This window comes from Rhodococcus sp. 15-2388-1-1a (genome assembly GCF_002259145.1).
In the GTDB taxonomy this organism is placed as follows: domain Bacteria; phylum Actinomycetota; class Actinomycetes; order Mycobacteriales; family Mycobacteriaceae; genus Rhodococcoides.
The window spans coordinates 844,134-862,398 of record NZ_NPFP01000008.1; the positions used below are offsets into that span (position 1 = coordinate 844,134).

Annotated in this window: 17 protein-coding genes and 1 pseudogene; 7 read left to right on the forward strand and 11 right to left on the reverse strand. The window is 64.0% G+C overall.

Annotated elements, in window-relative coordinates; all coding sequences use genetic code 11:
- Window positions 1-12: 12 nt before the first annotated feature.
- The 4 genes and pseudogenes from CH302_RS08310 to CH302_RS08325 form a co-directional block, all read right to left on the reverse strand.
- Window positions 13-1,563 (reverse strand): annotated as a pseudogene (locus tag CH302_RS08310) (regulator); the annotation flags it as partial.
- 10 nt (window positions 1,564-1,573) lie between these two features.
- Window positions 1,574-2,287 (reverse strand): cysteine hydrolase family protein, encoded by a 714-nt coding sequence (locus tag CH302_RS08315; protein ID WP_037189234.1) that lies wholly within the window; start codon window positions 2,285-2,287, stop codon window positions 1,574-1,576.
- Entirely contained in the window at window positions 2,284-4,116 is a 1,833-nt protein-coding gene (gene atzF, locus CH302_RS08320) for an allophanate hydrolase (protein WP_082323573.1), read from the reverse strand. The genes CH302_RS08315 and atzF overlap by 4 nt, the downstream gene beginning before the upstream one ends.
- Window positions 4,117-4,173: 57 nt before the next feature.
- A complete protein-coding gene (locus tag CH302_RS08325; protein WP_094649923.1) occupies window positions 4,174-4,848 on the reverse strand; it encodes a GntR family transcriptional regulator in 675 nt (224 codons plus the stop codon).
- A gap of 105 nt (window positions 4,849-4,953) precedes the next feature.
- Here CH302_RS08325 and CH302_RS08330 point away from each other — a divergent pair, with 105 nt between their 5' ends.
- Window positions 4,954-5,250: a DUF503 domain-containing protein gene (locus tag CH302_RS08330; RefSeq protein ID WP_037189233.1), complete on the forward strand. Its 297-nt coding sequence runs from the start codon at window positions 4,954-4,956 to the stop codon at window positions 5,248-5,250.
- Between the two features lie 16 nt (window positions 5,251-5,266).
- Here CH302_RS08330 and CH302_RS08335 read toward each other — a convergent pair whose 3' ends face one another.
- Window positions 5,267-5,830: a dihydrofolate reductase family protein gene (locus CH302_RS08335; RefSeq protein ID WP_037189232.1), complete on the reverse strand. Its 564-nt coding sequence runs from the start codon at window positions 5,828-5,830 to the stop codon at window positions 5,267-5,269.
- Between the two features lie 81 nt (window positions 5,831-5,911).
- On the opposite strand from CH302_RS08335, the gene CH302_RS08340 reads away from it, so the two are divergent.
- The 5 genes from CH302_RS08340 (at window position 5,912) to CH302_RS08360 (ending at window position 8,657) form a co-directional block, all read left to right on the forward strand.
- On the forward strand, window positions 5,912-7,063 hold the full coding sequence (locus CH302_RS08340; RefSeq protein ID WP_037189231.1) for an NAD(P)/FAD-dependent oxidoreductase: 1,152 nt from the start codon (window positions 5,912-5,914) through the stop codon (window positions 7,061-7,063).
- Between the two features lie 19 nt (window positions 7,064-7,082).
- The gene (locus tag CH302_RS08345; RefSeq protein ID WP_037189230.1) at window positions 7,083-7,373 is read left to right on the forward strand and encodes a hypothetical protein; all 291 of its coding nucleotides are present in this window, start codon (window positions 7,083-7,085) and stop codon (window positions 7,371-7,373) included.
- Window positions 7,374-7,423: 50 nt separating this feature from the next.
- The gene (locus CH302_RS08350; RefSeq protein ID WP_037189229.1) at window positions 7,424-7,843 is read left to right on the forward strand and encodes a hypothetical protein; all 420 of its coding nucleotides are present in this window, start codon (window positions 7,424-7,426) and stop codon (window positions 7,841-7,843) included.
- A complete protein-coding gene (locus tag CH302_RS08355) occupies window positions 7,840-8,136 on the forward strand; it encodes a transcriptional regulator (RefSeq protein WP_052047477.1) in 297 nt (98 codons plus the stop codon). Before CH302_RS08350 ends, CH302_RS08355 begins: the two co-directional genes overlap by 4 nt.
- 98 nt (window positions 8,137-8,234) lie before the next feature.
- Window positions 8,235-8,657: a VOC family protein gene (locus CH302_RS08360; RefSeq protein ID WP_037189962.1), complete on the forward strand. Its 423-nt coding sequence runs from the start codon at window positions 8,235-8,237 to the stop codon at window positions 8,655-8,657.
- A gap of 6 nt (window positions 8,658-8,663) precedes the next feature.
- Here the strand turns inward: CH302_RS08360 and CH302_RS08365 are convergent, their stop codons facing one another.
- The 4 genes from CH302_RS08365 to CH302_RS08380 form a co-directional block, all read right to left on the reverse strand.
- The gene (locus CH302_RS08365; RefSeq protein WP_037189960.1) at window positions 8,664-9,935 is read right to left on the reverse strand and encodes an MFS transporter; all 1,272 of its coding nucleotides are present in this window, start codon (window positions 9,933-9,935) and stop codon (window positions 8,664-8,666) included.
- Between the two features lie 13 nt (window positions 9,936-9,948).
- Window positions 9,949-10,581 carry a GyrI-like domain-containing protein gene (locus CH302_RS08370; RefSeq protein ID WP_037189228.1) on the reverse strand — a complete coding sequence of 211 codons (633 nt, stop codon included), beginning with the start codon at window positions 10,579-10,581 and terminating at the stop codon, window positions 9,949-9,951.
- Window positions 10,582-10,660: 79 nt separating this feature from the next.
- Entirely contained in the window at window positions 10,661-12,181 is a 1,521-nt protein-coding gene (locus CH302_RS08375; RefSeq protein ID WP_037189227.1) for an amidohydrolase family protein, read from the reverse strand.
- A gap of 40 nt (window positions 12,182-12,221) precedes the next feature.
- The gene (locus CH302_RS08380) at window positions 12,222-13,679 is read right to left on the reverse strand and encodes a purine-cytosine permease family protein (RefSeq protein WP_052047476.1); all 1,458 of its coding nucleotides are present in this window, start codon (window positions 13,677-13,679) and stop codon (window positions 12,222-12,224) included.
- Between the two features lie 119 nt (window positions 13,680-13,798).
- Here CH302_RS08380 and CH302_RS08385 point away from each other — a divergent pair, with 119 nt between their 5' ends.
- Complete coding sequence (locus CH302_RS08385; protein ID WP_141216609.1) at window positions 13,799-15,316, forward strand: PucR family transcriptional regulator; 1,518 nt, start codon at window positions 13,799-13,801, stop codon at window positions 15,314-15,316.
- A gap of 18 nt (window positions 15,317-15,334) precedes the next feature.
- Here CH302_RS08385 and CH302_RS08390 read toward each other — a convergent pair whose 3' ends face one another.
- Window positions 15,335-16,879 (reverse strand): alanine/glycine:cation symporter family protein, encoded by a 1,545-nt coding sequence (locus CH302_RS08390; protein WP_037189225.1) that lies wholly within the window; start codon window positions 16,877-16,879, stop codon window positions 15,335-15,337.
- Window positions 16,880-16,971: 92 nt separating this feature from the next.
- Window positions 16,972-18,225, reverse strand: coding sequence for an EAL domain-containing protein (locus CH302_RS08395; protein ID WP_037189224.1), 1,254 nt, complete (start codon window positions 18,223-18,225; stop codon window positions 16,972-16,974).
- Window positions 18,226-18,265 lie beyond the last annotated feature (40 nt).

The window sequence follows — 18,265 nt, forward strand, 5'->3', positions numbered from 1 at the left end:
TGGTTCGCTCGTCGGATTCGTGGCAGGTACGAGCCGGGAGTACGCCAGACACACGAGTCCGAAGAACAGATAGCCAAGGGCAACTTGGGGATTGGCAGCCCAACCCACTTCGTGTGAATGGATCAGGCCGACCCACGACAGTGCCGCGGCCACTCCACCCGCTGCTGCGGCGGCGAGAAACCGTTTGTCGAGAACGAACGTGACGATGGTGCCCAACATCAGTCCGGCGAGTACCGCTCCCGACCCGAACGTCTTCAGCCCGTCGTACACGACACCCGCCTGACCCAATGCCTCGCTTCCCACTTCCGTCGCAGATGTGCCTGCCGCGCTGAGTGCGTTGTCGATCAGACCCACCGCCCACTCTGCGAGATTGGGGAGCAGTGCCACCACCACCGCGATGGCGTGCAGCTTCGGCACCGACTGGAATGCCTGGGCACCGATCAGCAGTCCGATGTACAGCAGAATCGGGACGATCGCGGGAATCGGCAGCAACGTTGCCAGCAATCCGAACAATCCGAGAAAACACATCAACCCGATCGCGACGCCCGACGCGACCGAGTAGCCGGTCCGGCCACCTGCGTCCTTCCAGCCTGGATGGCCGATGTAGACCGCGGGCGGGAACGGCGATCCGAACGCCGAGCCGACGATCGCACCGAAGCCGTCGGCGAGCAGCACACTGCGCAGGTTGTAGTTGTCTCCGGCAGCAGATGCACTCTCGACGTTGCTCATCGCCTCGGTGAAGTTGTAGACGCCCAGAGGAATTGCGGTCGCGAGCAGCGGTGCCAGATTGCCGAGACCGTCGAGGAGCAGGTCGAGGCGCAGATCAGGAAGGCCGAGCGCGATGTTGCTCGCCGCCTCGGTCACGTCCGGCACGGACATGTATCCGCCGATCCAGCCGATCGCTGTGCCCACCAGCAGCGCGGCGAGCCCGACCGGAATGTTGCCGGGCAACTTCACATCCGTGAAGAAGCCGATCAGAATGATGGCGAGAACCGGCAACCCGATCCAGGCGGCCTCCCACATCTGCGCGGCCGGGCGCATCGCGATGAACGTGATCGAGATGCCGGCCAAGGTACCGAGCATCGCCGCACGCGGGGTGATCCTGCGAATGTAGGGCCCGACGAACGCTCCGATCATGACGATGATGCCGATCATGAAGGCCCAGGCGAGCCCCGCCGCCCACGCCTGAAGCGCGTCGCCCGAGGCCAGGTAGACCGGGAGCATGACCACGAACACGACGATGAACATGTGCGGAACGCTCGGACCGTACGGTAGCGCGGTCACGTCGGTTCGATTCTCGCGCTTGGCAAGTCGACGAGCGAGAACCATGTAGTACAGGTTCCCCAGGATCAGGGCGATCCCGAGAGCAGGCAGCAGCGTCCCGAGGACGTCACTGCCTGGAATTCCGACCACCGCGATGCTCAATGTCGTCAGAGTGAGCACATTGACGAGAATGTTGAAACCGAGTCCGAAGAATGCGTTGGTGTCGCCCTTCGTCCACCACGACAGAGTGAACGAGGACGGGGAGCCTGCAGCGGGTGTGTCTTTGACATCCATGGTCATGTTCTCGGTCCTATCGACTCGCAGTAGAGGGGACGAACGCAACCAACGCGGCCACGACGTCCTCCGACGGCGCGGTCCAACCGAAAATCCCGCCTTGAGCCGAAATCATCTCGAGGCCCACTCGCTGGAACTCAGGAAAATACGAACCGACACAGTCCGTCACCACGAGGCACTCGTATCCTCGATCGTTGGCCTCCCGAACCGTGGTGTGCACACACACCTCGGTGGTCACACCGGTGACGAGCAGAGTCGTGATCCCGGCGCTCGTGAGAACCTCGGAGAGCTCGGTGGCGTAGAACGCCCCTTTGCCGGGCTTGTCGATGACAGTCTCGCCCTCGAGCGGTGCCAGCTCGTCGACGATGTCGTGACCGTACTCACCGCGAACGAGGATGCGGCCGAACGCTCCTCGATCACCGATGCGCTGCGAGGGCGTCCCGCGGCGCAACTTCGCAGGCGGGCAGTCCGACAGGTCCGGGAGGTGCCCCTCCCTGGTGTGGATCACCGGTATCCCGGCTTCTCTTGCGACAGCGATGAGACCTGCGAGTGGTTCGATCACGGTCCGGAGCAGACCGACATCGTTGCCGAGGCTCTCACCGAACCCCCCGGGGAGCAGAAAGTCCCTCTGCATGTCGATGACGATCAGTGCCGTCGTTTCGGCATCGATGGTGAACTCGGATGGTGACGCCGACGGTATCGACGTTACCGGTGTGGGTGCTGAGGTCATGAGATCTCCTGTGCTGCAATGGAATTTTCGTGAGCAGAACTGATCGCCCGGGAATATGCCCGCCAGCCACCGAACTCGCTGATGTCGTCGACGGTGTGCCTGTCCGCGCCGGTCTGCACAGTGGCGTCGCAGACGTAGCCGAGAACGTCGGAACCGTCGGCCAGCAGTACTCGTCCCAGAGCGAGTACCGCCGGCATTCTGCCCGCGAGTACCGCAAGAGAAGTGGCGGGCAGACGCCACCTCTCCACGTCGATTGCGCTGCCGCCGAATGGAACTCGCAGCAGTCCGGGTGTCGGATCGGCGGTTCCGATCCGAAGCAGGGTGTACGTCGCCGCGGTGGACGTGGCTTCGACCAGGGAGCCACCCAGCTCGAGCAGCTGCGGGTTGGCCCGCTCCCCCGACAGGTGGTGCCCGGCAACCACGATGTCGATGGTCTCGACTGTCGACCCTTCGGCCGCGGGAGGCGGTGAGTCGGCGCGCCCTTCCCCGAGCAACCGGGCCGCAACCGCGAGAATCGTATCGTCGGACAGCGCGGGCCCGATCACCATGAGACTGACCGGTCGACCGTCCTCGGTGAGCCCTACGGGAACCGCTACGGCCGTCAGGTCGAGAAGGTTCCCGAAGTGGGTGTAGTGACCGAGCTTCGTATTGCACGCGATGGGGTCTGCCAGCACCTCCGCCACGGTGAAGGTGGTGCCGATCGTCGGCACGATCATCACGTCCATCGACGTCCAGAGCTGCGCGACCCGGGCGCGGAGGTCTTGCAGCGTCTGCAGTGCACGGAAGGCATCGACGGCGCTGTACCGGCGCCCTCCCAGGAATATCTCGCGTACGACCGGAACGATGGAATCGGGTCGTTCGCTGAGGAATTCGTCGAACTCGACCAGCCGCTCGGCGACCCACGGCCCCTGGTACAACAGCGATCCGGCATCGAGAAACGGAGTGAGATCGACTGCTGTGGTTGGTAATCCACGCTCCGGAAGCGACCGGCGCGCGACCGAATGCGCATCGAACATGGCTGCGTCGCCGAAGAAGTCCAGCTGCTGCAGGTCCGGTAGTCCGACGGTGATCTCTCGCCCGTCGTACCGCCCTCCGCGCGGACGTGACCAACCGTCGGCCGGATCCTCGGTGCACATGACGTCGAACACGAGGTCGAGATCCTCGATCGTGGTCGCCATCAGGGTGATGCAGTCCAGTGACTTGCACGCGGGGACGAGTCCGACGGTGCTGATCAGGCCGCGTGACGGCTTGTATCCGACGATGCCGTTGAGCGCGGCAGGCACTCGACCCGATCCTGCGGTGTCGGTGGCCACACAGAACGGCACCTGCCCGAGGGCAACTGCCAGTGCCGAACCGGAACTGGAGCCACCCGAGATCATGTCGCTGCCGTAGACGCTCCGCGGAATCGGGTGCGGCGTTCGGGTTCCGTTCAGTCCGGTCGCGAACTGGTCGAGGCTGGTCTTACCGACGAAGATGGCTCCGGCGTCGACCAACGCCTGCACTGCCGGGGCCGTCGAATCCGGCGTGTAGGCGTAGTCGGGGCAGGCAAGGGTGGTCGGGTATCCCGCCACGTCGATGCTGTCCTTGACTCCGAAGGGAATTCCGTACAGGGGTAGCGACACCGCGTCGGGTCGCGCTTCCAGAGCCGCGGCGGCCGCGAGCAATTCCGCACGGCCCACGACGGTGATCCACGTACCGTCGTCGCCGCGTGCAGCCACGGCGGTCGAGAACGCCTCCACTGTTGCAGTGGGAGTCGACGCGCCGGTTCGGTACGCCGCGAGCATCTCGGTAACGGTCGGGCCGAGCGCCGGTCCAGGGTCTGAATTCATACCGTCGATTGTCGACAGTTTTCTGTTACTGCAGGTTGTTGCCGTGTTTCGAGTCTGTTAGGAAATGCTCTCGAGATGGAGGTAGGTCAGCTCGCCATGCTGCTTCAACGCGGCGAGCGCCACCGACACGTCGTTCGATTCGATGGCGTCGAGCAACCACTCGTGACGCCGGATCCCGTCGACCGGATTGGCGACTCGGGCTTCTTCCCTGAGATTGCGGGCCATCGGTAGCTGCAACTTCAGCAGGATCGGTGCGTACGCCACATCGAGTTGCCGACTGCCGGCCAACGCCACGATGGCTTCGTGGAAACGTCGGTGGGCGTCGTCCTTCTCGAGGGTGTCGCCCCGCGCATCCGCGTCACGCATCTCGTCGAGCGCCGTTCGTACCGGAACGAACGCATCGCCGCGAGACGACGCGAGCGGGAGCGCACGTTCGAGCGCATGTCGTTCGAGAACCTGACGCAGCTCGAAGAGTTCGAGAATGTCCTCTGCCGACCACACCGTCACTCGGAACCCGCGACGTGGGAGATGCTCGACCAGACCCTGCTGAGCCAACAGGCGCAACGCCTCACGTACCGGTGCTCGGCTGATCCCGAGGCGCGCGCACAGGGTTTCCTCGACCACTCGGGATCCGGGCTCGAGCGCACCGCTGAGAACCTCGGATCGGACCTGGCGAGTCGCCATTTCGACAAGGCTCGGCGGCAAGGAGCCGTGTTCCGCCGGTGCAGCCATGACGCCAGTGTACGAACATGTTCGGCGAATGGTGCGCATCGGAAAACATCGCCGAGTCGAATCCAGAGCGCTCGGGTATCCCCCCAGCGTTAGAATGGTCGGCATATGTGGATTGGATGGATAGAATTCGACTTCCTTCTCGGAGATGTTCACTCACTCAAAGAGAAGCGCTCCGTGATCCGGCCGGCGATCTCCGAAATGCAACGCAAGTTCGCGGTGTCGGTCGCGGAGACCGATCACCGCGAGTTGCACAGACGAGCGGGTATCGGCGCGTCCGTCGTGGCAGGCGATCGCGACCACGTCACCGATGTTCTCGACCGCATCGAGCGCGTGGCGGCCTCACGTCCCGAGCTGCAACTCGTCTCCGTTCGGCGGCGCACCATCCGAAGCGACGACGTCTGAGGCCTGCCCCGCCGGCTCATCGACGTACGTCGAACACCTGCTTCTGAATTCCGTTGCCGTAGACCTCGTGTTCGACCAGTTCGAGATGCGTGGTGTCCTTGTCGGCCTCACTGAACAGTCGTTTCCCCGCCCCGAGCAGGAGCGGAAAGACGAGCAGGTGGTACCGATCGACGAGCCCGGCGTCGGCGAGACTTCTTCCCAGGGTGGCGCTGCCGTGTATCGAGATCGGCCCACCATCGGAGTTCCTGAGCTCGGCAACGTCGTCGACACCGCGCAGAATGGTTGCCGGCCACCGTGAGTCGTCCTGTTCGAGCGTCGACGACACCACGTACCTCGGCATCGCGTTGTACCCGGCGAAATCGTCCATGGTGGGCCAGATCGGCGCAAATGCCTCGTACGAGGTGCGGCCCAACAGCAGCGCAGTGGCTTCTTCCTGCTCACGGCCCTTGATCTCGTACGCTGCCGGGTCGAATTCGATGCCCTGGAACGTCCACCCGGAGTTGCGATAGCCCACCTCGCCGCCCGGTCCTTCCATCACGCCGTCGAGTGAAACGAACGCGGTCACGATCACAGTGCGCATGGACGGTCCTTACCGGTGCTGGGATGCGGGTGCCGGAATCGTAAACCATCCGCCTGCCGAATCCGCCGATACCATCGACCGATGATTGCCAGTGACAGCTCCCGCCCGGCGTGGGACGACGACCCGGTCGTGTCCGGCTGGGCGGGGTTACCCGCACTGGAGCGTGAGAGCACCGCGGACGTCTGCGTCGTCGGCCTCGGAGGGTCGGGTCTGGCCGCTGTCGCCGACCTCGTCGACCGTGGTCTCGATGTGGTCGGAATCGACGCAGGGCGTATCGCTGCCGGAGCCGCGGGTCGGAACGGTGGCTTCCTGCTCGGCGGTCCTGCGACCTTTCTGCACACTGCGCTCGCAGCATGGGGTCCGTGCGCCGTGGATCTGTATCGAGCGACTCTGGCCGAGATCGACTCTCTGGAAGGTCTTCTCGGATCCGAGGTCGTCCGCCGCACCGGATCCATCAGGCTCGCGGGAGTTCCCGGTGCGCCGATCGAGCACGCCGATTCGGAGGATTGCGACGCGCTGGCACAGTGCTTGCGCGAGAACGAGATTGCCGTCGAGCACTATTCGGGCGAGTTGGGGCGCGGCATCTTCCTACCGGACGACGCGGCGATGAATCCTGCACGTCGCGCAATCGGGCTGGCGTCGATCCTCGCGGGCCGCGCCAGGCTGTACGAGCACACGCCCGCAACCACCATCGGGCCAGGAACGGTCACGACGCCGAGTGGGGTGGTTCGGTGCGGCCTGGTTCTCGTTGCCGTCGACGGTCGCCTCGAACAGGTACTCCCCCAGCTCGACGGCCGGGTTCGGACCGCACGTCTGCAGATGCTCGCCACCTCGCCCGTCCCGCCGGGACGACTGCCGTGCCCCGTGTACGGACGATGGGGCTACGACTACGCGCAGCAGGATGCGTCCGGACGGCTGTACGTCGGGGGCGGTCGTGACCTCTTCGCCGAGGACGAGTGGACACCGTCCGGTGAACCGACAGCTCAGGTGCAGAACTACATCGAATCTGTTGCGACATCGTTTGCAGGAGAACCTGTCTCGGTTCGTGCGCGATGGGCAGCATCCGTCGGGTTCACCGCGGATGGGCGCCCGCTGTGCACATTCGTCGACGACACCGTGATCGCATTCGGCGGCTACAACGGGACAGGCAATCTGGTCGGACCGGTCGCCGCTCGTGCCGCGGTGGCGCTCGGACTCGACGGAATTGCAGTGCCGCAGTATCTGAGCAGCTGACACATGGCAGTGTGGACCCATGGCCGAAGAACCGGAACGCACCGAGGACGGTCACTACATCGTCATCAAGGGTCGGCGTTGGCGCGCAACGGATCCTGACATCCCGGAGGATCGCAATGCCGAATTGCGGTCGATTCTGATGGCGTGGCGCAGGGAGGTCAAACGCACGTCGGGCGCACCGGAATCTCGTGCAGGTGTGCAGGCCACCAAAGTCGCCCTCGGCGAGCGGGGAACACCGTGGTGGGAGCAGTCCGACGAGGAACGACGGGCCCGATGGGAATCGGAGGTATCGCGGCCTGCCGACACCTGACCCTCGTCGGATTGTTGCCATGATGGAAACTATCCAATACAGTTTCCACCATGGAAAGCATCGGAAGACCCACACCTGCCGAAGCACGAACAGCTCTCGACGACATCGACCGCGTCCAGCGCGCGGTACGAGACACTCCGTGGCCGGTATGGCTGTATCCGGTCAACGCCGCGCTGCTCGCACTGTTCGCACTGACCGCCCTGCTCGACAGCCGGGCCGCGTTCCTGGGCATAGCCGCGGTGATCGTCGCGGTCAACGTCATCACCGGATATCGAATGGGGACGCCGTGGGCCTTACCCACCAACCGAGGCTTCCTCACCTGCGTGGCGCTCTCGGCGCTCTGCGTCGCACTGGCACAGGCTGTCGGCAATCCGAGCGGACCTGCCTGGCCGGTGGTTCTGTTCGCGGCCGCGGCCGCGGCGATCTTCTCGACCGGATCGGTCCTGCACTACCGCAGCACACGCCGATGACTGACGACCTCGACCCGATCATTCATCCGGCACATCGGCTACGGATCTGCGCTCTACTGGTTGCGGCGACCACTCTCGAACTCTCGATCGTCAAGGAACACAGCGGGTTGAGCGCGTCCGCGCTCAGCAAACAGGTCGCCGCTCTGGTCGATGCGGGATACGTCGAGCAGCAGCGATCACGCACGGACTCGCGTCGACTGTGGTTGTCGTTGACCAAGGACGGTAGATCGGCGTATCGACGTCATGTGGCTGCACTGCGCACCATCCTGGCCGACACCGACGCCTCCATCTGATCGTCTGCGGTGACTTTCCCTCGTGGTGCGTGTCTACTGTTTCGACGGATGACGTCGACGTAGTTCAGCCCGCTCGTTCAGCGAAGAAGGAGACTTCGATCATGTCCATTCTCAATCCATACCTGTCGTTCCGAGACAATGCCCGCGAGGCGATGGAGTTCTATCGGTCGGTCTTCGGTGGCGAGCTCACCGTCACCACGCTCGGCGAGGCCAATGCCAGCGAGGATCCCGCCGATCAGGACAAGATCATGCACGGCCAGCTGACCACCCCGACCGGCTTCACTCTGATGGGAGCCGACACGCCGTCGTCGATGGAGCACACCCCCGGCAACACCATGAGCGTCTCGCTCAGCGGCGACGAGGAGGACGAACTGACTGGCTACTGGAACAAGTTGGCCGTCGACGCGCAGTTCACGATGGGCCTGGAGAAGGCTCCGTGGGGTGACGCGTTCGGTATGTTGACCGACAAGTTCGGTGTGCAGTGGATGGTCAACATCGCAGGCTCGAGCACTGGGAGCTGACCGCCTCTACACGACGACGTTCTTCGGCGGGATCACCTGCCGGAGACCTTCGGGCCCCCAGCCCCGGTCGAGTGCCACCAGCAACAACGCGCAGCCGAGACCGGACAGGACGAGTGCTGAACCGAACATCGCCGTGTATCCGAACAGGTCTCCGACCACACCGGCGGCAATTCCGGCCACTCCCTGCGCGAAGACGATCGCGCACGCCATCAGTGTGTAATCGCTTCCTGCGAAACGCTTCTCGGACGCGTCCATCATCAGCGCGAACACCGCAACGGTGGCCGCACCACCGAGCACGTGTTCGGTGATGTTGGCGGTGACGAGAAGAGGAAAGCCGCCGACGCCCAGGGACGCAACGACATACAGCGCGAGGCTCAGCGTTTGGCTCACTCCGCCCACCAGCAGCGCCCGACGGCGTCCGTGCCGAAACGCCAACCATCCCCCGAGGGCTGCTCCCCCGACCGCAGCCACCGACGACAGTCCGCCCTCGACCAGCGCAATCTGGGGCAGCGACAGTCCGCTGTCCGACAGAAACGGACCCACGAGTGCCGATCCCATCGAGTTGCCGAACTTGAACCCGATGATCAGCAGAATGAATGCCACCATTCCGGGTCTGCGAAGCCGCGACCACCACGCGCCGGCGAGCCGCCCCGGCGTCGGACGCTCGGCGTGTGGATCGGAGTCCCCGTCGGCCGCGTCGAGTTGTCTGCGCATCCACCACACGGGGATCGTCGTCAGCACGATCAGCAGTGCCATCGCAACGAACAGCACCCGCCATCCGGCGAAGGTGAACAGCCACAACAGTAGTCCGCCACCGCACACCATCCCGATACGGTAAGCACCGACCTGCAGACCGTTGCCCAACCCGCGCTGCGCCACCGTGAGCGTACGCACTGCGATGCCGTCGGTCGCGATGTCCTGCGTCGCCGAGAGAGCATTCATGACGAAGATGCCGACGAACAGCCAGCGCAATGTCGAGGACAGATCGAGGAACGACAACGCCAGTGCCACCGCCGCGGCCGAGCACTGCAGCGACAGCAGCCACCGCCGCCGGGATCCGTACCGATCGACATACGGCGCCCAGAGAAACTTGAGCGCCCACGGCAGGAACAGCACACCGGTCGCGCTGATCTTCACCAAGGAGAACCCCGACTCCCGCAGTACCACCGGAAGGGCCTGGGTGAAGAATCCGAACGGCAGTCCCTGTGCGAAGTAGAGCGCACCCAGGAGAGTGAGGGTCCCGGCGGTGAACGACGCCGGGCGCACCGCGTTGGTCATGCCGGTCATCGTGTCAGAGCGAGGCCGATTCCGCCGAATGCGCTACCGGCTGGCGAAGAATGGTGCGCAGCTTCGCGGGTTCGACCCGGCGCGCATCGCTCAGGTAGATCTCGTGATGTTTGCCCGTCATCGTCAATCCGGATTCGGGGATGTATCGACGATGGAGCTCCTCGAGTACCGGCGTCTCGTCGTCGTAGGACCCGATGTGCAGCGTCTGCACGCACAGTCCCTCGTCGAGAGTTTCCAACCGAACCCTGCTCGACGCATCCGAGTTGCTCTTCGAGGCGGCGGTCGCCACCGCCGCCTCGAACATCGGACGGTCGATCCAGTCGGGCACCATGATCATGGTGGTCCAGTTCCACTCGCTCTTGTCCCTCTCGGTGGTGAACGAGTTCATGTCCTCGGCCCACCACAGAGCCTCGAGCGGCGGGACGACGTAATCGCGGTCGAGGTTGTTCTTGCTGGCGAACTTCAGCGCGTAGGCGACGGGGTAGAGCGCGGCGATCGCTTCCGCATACTGCGGAGCGGAGTTCGGGTCGCCGTGCCCGTCGATCATCAGGTAGCTCAGCGGCGGAACGACAAGGGTGCGAAAGGTGTTGTGCCGCGCCGAATATGCGTCGAGCGTCTTCTTGAAATCGATCTTCATGACACCCGTTCCCATTCGATCGTGGATTTCAACGTACCGAACGGTGCGCGCCCTCCGGCACGGTCCCTGAGACGACCGTTCAGACGAGCCACGTGCGTTCGTCGTCGCTGAATCGGTTGACGGTGCCGCGGGTCGCAATCGCCCTGTCGTACATGGTCGCCAGCGCGTCCAGCAGGGGCTTGTTCAGCGAATCGAGTGCATTCTGGCGTGCCACGATCTCGTCGAGGCGCTCGGAGAGTTCGGCCAGCACCGCCGAACGGTCGACCGTGGTGACGCGTCCGCCCTCTACGACGATCCGGCCTGCCACGATCACGATATCGATCGAGGAGCCGTTCTCGGAGTACACCAGTTGCCGGTCGAGCTTCTGCCGAGGCGTGAAAGCCATGGTGTCGAGATCGAAGATCACCAGGTCGGCCTGCATCCCCACCTCCACCGTGCCCACAGTGTCTTGAAGGAGCGCACTGCGGGCCCCGCCGACGGTGCCTGCGTGCAGTACCTCGTCCACCGTCGGCCAGGTGGTGAAGTCCGGGTTGGTCACCTTGTGCAGCAGCGCAGCAGCTTTCACGACGTCGAGCATCCGGGGGGAATCACTGCTCGAGCATCCGTCGGTTCCCAATCCGAGGTTCACGCCTGCGGTACGCAGGGCGTGCCACGGAGCGATTCCCGATCCGAGCTTGAGATTCGAGATCGGATTGTGCGAAATAGACGTGCCCGCCGAGGCGATCATCGACATATCGTCTTCGGTCAGCCAAATGCCATGCGCCAGGGTGGTATTGGGTGACAGCGCGCCGATCCGATCCATGTATTCCACCAGCGACCCGCCGTACATCTCCGCTCCCGTGACCAACTGGGTCTTGGTCTCGAGGACGTGAATGTGGCATTCGGCGTCGAATTCGGTCGCCAACTGCGTGGCACCGACCAGGAGCTCCGCACCGCACCGTTGGGGTGCGGACGGCGCGACCATGTATCGCAGACGACCGTTGCCTCGACCGTGATACTGCTCGAATGCCTGCCTGCTGAAGGCGAGATACTCCCCCGTCGTGGGAACGGGATGTGACAGGATCTCGGCGGTGATCTCCTGCGGTAGGTGGTCGAGGACGAACGGCACGGTATCGACGAACGGTTTGCTGATCACATGGCCGGAAATGTTCGCTCGGATGCCGATCTCTTCGTAGGCGTCGAACACCGCCGACAGTTGCGCCCAATCCTGAGTCGGGTTTTCGAGAACGTCGTCGACGATCGTCGTCACGCCCGCTTCGAGCGACTCGATTGCGAACAACGTGCTGCGCAGACGAACCAGATCGGGTTCGACGCGACTGTCGCCGAGGATCGGATAGGCCATGGCCATCCACATCTCGAGGGGCATGTTGTCGTATCTGCCCTTGTAGAACGTCTCCCAGGAATGGGTATGTGCGTTGACGAAACCCGGTGTCACCAGCCTGTCGGTGCCGTCGATGATCGTATCGCCGTCGGTGGGTTCGAGATCACCGGCGACTGCAGTGACGACGTCGTTCTCGATTCGGATGCTGCGGACGATCGGCTCGGAACCGGTGGACGCGTCCATGGTGATGACGTGCGCGTTCCTGATGAAGATTCCCATGTTTCCTTCCTTGACTGCGCGGTGCGATGACGGCGAGGAGCTATTCGACCGGCTGTGGTGTCGGAGCCTGCTCTTCGGGCTGTTGCTGACGAATCATCCACTGCCGATGCGACTTTCGTGCGAGAAGGTAGTAGGTAGCCGCTGCCGCACTACCACCGACGAGCCACGAGATGTCGAGACCGCCGAGTGCCTGCGAACCGAACCCCTGCAATGCCGGGACCATACCGTTGAGGAACATCCAGGTGCCGAAAATTCCCACTGCGAACGCCGCGAGTGCACGCCAGTTGACGTCCTGCATCCTCGTCGAGCCCACGTCGTCGAACAGATGGCCGTAACGGGTGCTGGCGCGCTCGAAGACGTAGTAGTGCACCAGCATGATCGCGCCCCACGTCGCCACCCAGCCCACCACACCCACGAGCCAGGCGTCGAGGGTCTGCGCCGCATCTTCCTGGAAGACGAAGAACACGCTCGCGGCCAGTGCGAGAACGCCGACCACGAGGTTCAGCGTCCGCCGACTCAACTTGATGTCGAGGGCCTGCGCCGTCACACCGAAGCTGTAGACGTTGAGAACGTTCGTGGCGATGGGGCCGTGCAGAACCAACAGCAGCACCGGGATGGCGAGCGCACCGAAGTTCTCGACGATGAGCTTGCCCGGATCGATGGAGCCGTTGGTGGTCGCCAACGTCGCGCCGAGCACACCGAGCCACACGACGGGGATCAACTGTCCCAGCGCACTGACCAGGTACAGCTTGCGGCGCGGAACACGGGTACTGACGAAGCGGGAGTAGTCGGCGGCGTAGGTCAGCCACGTCAGGCCCCAGCCGATTCCGATGGCCGTCATCACGGCCGACATGGCGACGATGCGCTCGGTGCCGGCCAAGGCGACGCCGTCCGGACCGGAGTAACTCCAGTCGATGTCCAGGTGGAACCAGGCCACGATCGACATCAAGACCAGCACCACGACGGTCGGCGGCACCGTCCAGCGCTCGAACGCCGCGATCGCCCGGTATCCGGCCATGGAGATACCGACCTGGACCGCCATGATGGCTGTGGCCACCGCTACCTTCCATCCGACGTTCGCGGCATCCGGGTCGACCCAGCCGAGTTCGCCGAACAGCGCCATCACCAGGTCGAGGACGATCCATGTGTTCACCGCGCACCAGCCGACGACCACCACGGCCTGGACGGCGGAGGGGACATAGTTGCCTCGACGGCCGAAGACCGACCGGCCCAACAGCATTCCGGTCGTTCCCGTTCGTTGCCCGAGCAGAACGAAGAATCCGAAGATCGCCATTCCGATGACGTTTCCGAGGACGAGCACTGTCAGCGTATCGGCCAGGCCGAGGCCCATGCTGATGCCGAGCGCGCCGAGCACCCAGTTGATCGGTGCGATGTTCGCACCCGCCCATATCCAGAACTGACCCGACAGCACGGTGGTTCTCTGGCTCTCGGGAATCGGTTGCAGCGAATCCTCGACGTCGTGGGAATGTGTGGTCACCGTGAGCTCCTCGGGATGCGGTCGACCGGCGGTTCGGTCGGCCTGGTGAGAAGCCTCGTGCCCGTGTGTTTCCCGAACCCTTACGTAATGTAAGCCACTGGTAACAGCGGGTGGACAAAATGTCACGTATGAATGTGCTCGACGCCTTCGACGACGTCTATCTGTCCGCGGCGCGACCCGAACTCGTCGCGGGAAGGCGTTCGTCGACGCGATCTCTGCGGTGGGTTCACGCCAGCGAGCAACTCGACATCGCACCGCTCTTGCGCGGCGGGGAGCTGATTCTGATGGAGGGTGTGTACTTCGGCGCCTGTTCCGACGCCGATCTGGTGACGTACCTCGACTCGATCGATGCCGCGGGAGTCGTCGGAATCGCGGTGGAGACGGGGGGAACGCTCGACGTCATTCCGCCGCTACTGGTCGAGCATGCCGAGCGGATCGGCTTTCCCGTGGTGCATCTTCGACGGCGGGTGCCGTTCGTACAGGTATGCGAGAGCATCAACAGCCAGCTTGCCGACTCGGCTCTGCGTCGGCTGCAGATGGCAAACCGGATGTCTCGGTTGCTGTCGGCATCGATCGAAACGGACGGTGCGGTGGACGCCGTTCTCGATGTGCTCGGCGTCGAGACTCGGTCGTCGGTGACGCTGCGTTCTGCGTCGGGAGATCTGATCGGGCAATCCGGACTCGTCACCGAGCCATCGGATTTCACCACGTTCGAGGTACCCGTCACCAGTGGCGGTCGGGACGTCGCGGTGTTGACCGTGACTCCGGGCCCCGATGCGGACATCTACTCGATCAACGCCGGATTGGAGAGAGCTCCGGAAATCCTGTCGATCGCGTTGCTCAGCGCGCGCCCGGCCAGGGTGGAGGACCGACTGCGTACCCGCTTCTTCTCTCTGTTGTCGGCGATGAATTACCCTGCCTCCGATGTCACCGACCATCTCGACGGCGTCGCCGAGCGTATGGGTATGCCCGAACACGACGCCTACTTGACCGTGTCGGTCGAATTCGACGACGACCCGGAAGCGGGCACGTTGCAGCGCTTGTTGAGTTCGGTGTCACCGAACATCTGGTGTCAGAAGATCGGCGACCGACACGTCGCGGTTCTCGGTTTTGCCGGCCACGAGATGCTCGACGCCCAACGGCCGGTTGTGCTGTCGATGTTGCAGGCGACGCAGGTGCGTATCAGGCGAGCAGGTGTCGGTCCTGGAACCTCCGACCGCCACGGTCTGCGTCGGTGTTTCGGCACGGCCACAGCAGTGCTCGCGCTGGACCTCGGCCCTGACGACCGCATCCGCGATGCGCGCAATTTCGCGCTTGCCCTTCTGGTGGAGTCGATGTCGGGGGAATCCACTGTCGAGAAGTTCGTCCACGAGCAGATAGGACCACTGCTCGCTCACGATCGAGAGCGGCACGGAGAGTTGTTCGCGACCCTGCTGGCGTACATCACCCATTGGGGTAGCAAGACCGAGACCGCGAAGAGCCTTCGGATACAGAGGCAGACGCTCTACCAACGGCTCGACAGGCTCTTCGACGTTCTCGGTCCACTGCCGGCAGGCTCTCCTCGATTCCCGGGGATCGCCACTGCGGTGTTTCTCGAACAGGCCCGCCGCCAAGGCAGTACCGGCCCTGGCGGCTGACCCGTCGACCGACCCTTCTCACACCTCGGCGTCGACCTTGTCCGTCTCGCCTCGGCGCATGGCCAGGTACTCGGAGAGTTCGCGCTTGACCACAGGCAACAGCAGGTATAGGCCCGTGATGTTGACCAACGCCAGCAGGAACAGGGTCGCGTCGGCGAAATCGAGCACTGAGCCGAGCGAGAGCACGGTTCCGATGACGGTGAACATGCAGAACATCACGTTGAAGAAGGTGCGCGAGAAGCGGCTGCGTCCGAACAACGACGTCCACGCCTGCAGTCCGTAGTAGGCCCAGGTGATGGCAGTGGACAGTGCGAACAGAGCCACCGCAAGAGTCAGCACGTACGGAAACCACGGCAGCACGGTCTCGAAGGCGTCGGAGGTGAGGGTGACACCTCCGGCGGGTAGCTCGCCGGTCTCGGCGACGATCGCGCGCTGGTCCTGCCAGGTGACGGTATTGGCGATCACGATGGTCAGTGCGGTCGCGGTGCAGATGACGACCGTGTCGATGAAGGGCTCGAGCATGGCCACGAAGCCCTCGGTGACCGGATGCCTGGTCTTGACGGCCGAGTGCGCGATGGCCGCCGAACCCAATCCGGCCTCGTTCGAGAATGCGGCGCGCTGGAATCCGATGATCATGACGCCGAGGACGCCGCCGGCCACGCCCTCGGGCGAGAACGCGCCCTCGAAGATCGCGGTGAACGCCGTGGGGACCGAACGGAAGTTGACGGCGATGACGACGCCGCACGCGACGATGTAGATCAGCGCCATGGTCGGCACGAGCTTGGCGGTCACCGCCGAGATCGACTTCATGCCGCCGATGATGACTAGTCCGATGATCAGCGCGACGACGATACCGAACACTGCCTTGGCTCCGTCGGAAGCGAGGAACCCATCGTCACCGCCGGTGACCGACCGGACCTGTGCGTACGTCTGATTGGCCTGGAACATGTTGCCGCCGCTGATGGCGAAGAACGTGATGACGATGGCGTAGAAGACGGCCATGACCTTGCCGACCTTGGCGAGTCCCCGCTCTGCGAGACCCTTGGTCAGGTATTTCATGGGTCCGCCGGAGACGGTGCCGTCCTCGTTGATGTCTCGATACTTCACGCCGAGCGTGCACTCGACGAACTTCGATGCCATGCCCAGCAAGCCGGCGAGGATCATCCAGAGTGTGGCACCGGGTCCACCGAGTGTCACGGCGACGGCGACACCGGCGATGTTGCCGAGCCCGACGGTTCCGGACACCGCGGCAGTGAGAGCTCTGAAGTGGCTGACTTCACCGGGCGCGTCCGCCTCGTCCTCCTTGCCGCTGACGAGAATCAACGCTCTCTTGATTCCGCGGACCTGGATGAACTTGAACGCCACCGTGAAGACGACGGCACCGACGATGAGCCAGAGAACGATCAGTGGAACGGCGGCTCCACCGATATTCACGGTGAAGAAGACGACATTCGACACGGCAGCGGAGATCGGATCGAAGGCATTGTTGATCGCCGTCTCGATGGAGCTGATCGTGCCTCCGTCCGCGGCCAGTACATCGGTTGCGAGGGGGTGAGAGCTCATGGCTTCGAGTGAACAGCACGTGGACGGCAGAGGACGTGATTTACCGAATTTCTAGCAATAATTTACGTGATCTTGACCGAGAGCCCGCGGGCTCACACCGCAGATCGGGCGGGTATTCGTCTCAAAAGCACTGTTGCAGCATCCAGTACGACATGTCGGTCGTAGGTGAGGCGGTAGTCGTACATCGGGGTACTGTCCTCGGCCGTTCCACGCTCCACGGCGATGAGCGCCACGCTCGACATCGGAGCCACGATCACGATCGAACGTTCCAGCGCCAACGGCTCGTCCGCGCCCACGGCCACGGTCCGGAAGCCGGAGGCAGGCGACGCGGCGTGCGAATCGAAGACAGCCGTCAGCGCAGTACGTGCGGCAAGGTCGTCGAAGATCGCACGCCGCGCAGGCGTCAGGCCGGTGGACGCGCTCACTGTCGCCAGTACGACAGTCGAGGGACCGGTGCCGTACGCACTGTGCAACAAGCTGTTCTCGATGGCGTCGAGCAACGTCGAATCCGCTTGCCTGCGGGCACCGAGTGAGTGGGTGAGCCCGTACGGAGTGACTGCAACGGGGGCACGCACGGTCACCGTTCCATCCAGATCGAGCGAACGGACCGGCTCGAGCACCTGACCGAAATCCGGGAGAGCGTCCGGTGCGCCGTAGAGGTATCCCTGCCCCAGAACCGCGCCCATGGCTCGTGCAGAACTCTCGTGGCGCTCGGTTTCGATCCCTTCGGCCAGAACCAGGGCACCGGTCCGTTCGGCCTCGGCGGCAACGGCAGCAACGATGGCGGCGGTCTCGCGGCTCGAACGCCCCTGCACGAGAGCCATGTCCAGCTTGATCACGTCGGGACGCAGCAGTGGAATCAGCGCCAGGCTGGACGAATCTGCCCCCACATCGTCGACGGCGACTCGCCACCCCAGGTTTCGAGCGTGCTCGGCCGCTCGCAGCAGACCTGCCGGATCACCCATCAGGTCTCGTTCGGTGATCTCGATGATGATGGACAGCCGCGACGCGTCCGCGAGCATCGGTAGGCAGTCCCGAGGAGGCGGTGCATCGAGGGCGACGGGTTCGGCATTGACGAAAAGTGCGAGCCGGTCGGGATATCCGGACTCGACGGCACCGCGCAGGGCGCTGAGTCGGCACCGCCAATCGAAATCTGCAGCGACGCCTTGTGCACGTGCCACGCCCAACAGTTCCGGCGGCGGAATCGGCGGACCGTCTCCGCAGGTCCGCACCAACGCTTCGAACCCCACGACGGCGCGTCCGTCCAGTGTGACGATCGGCTGGTAGACCGACGTGATATCGATCGACATCGGCGACTTCTCGGCCCTCGTCGTACGTCGACGCATGGGTGGAACCTCCCTCGATACCGATCGATAGGTCCCCACC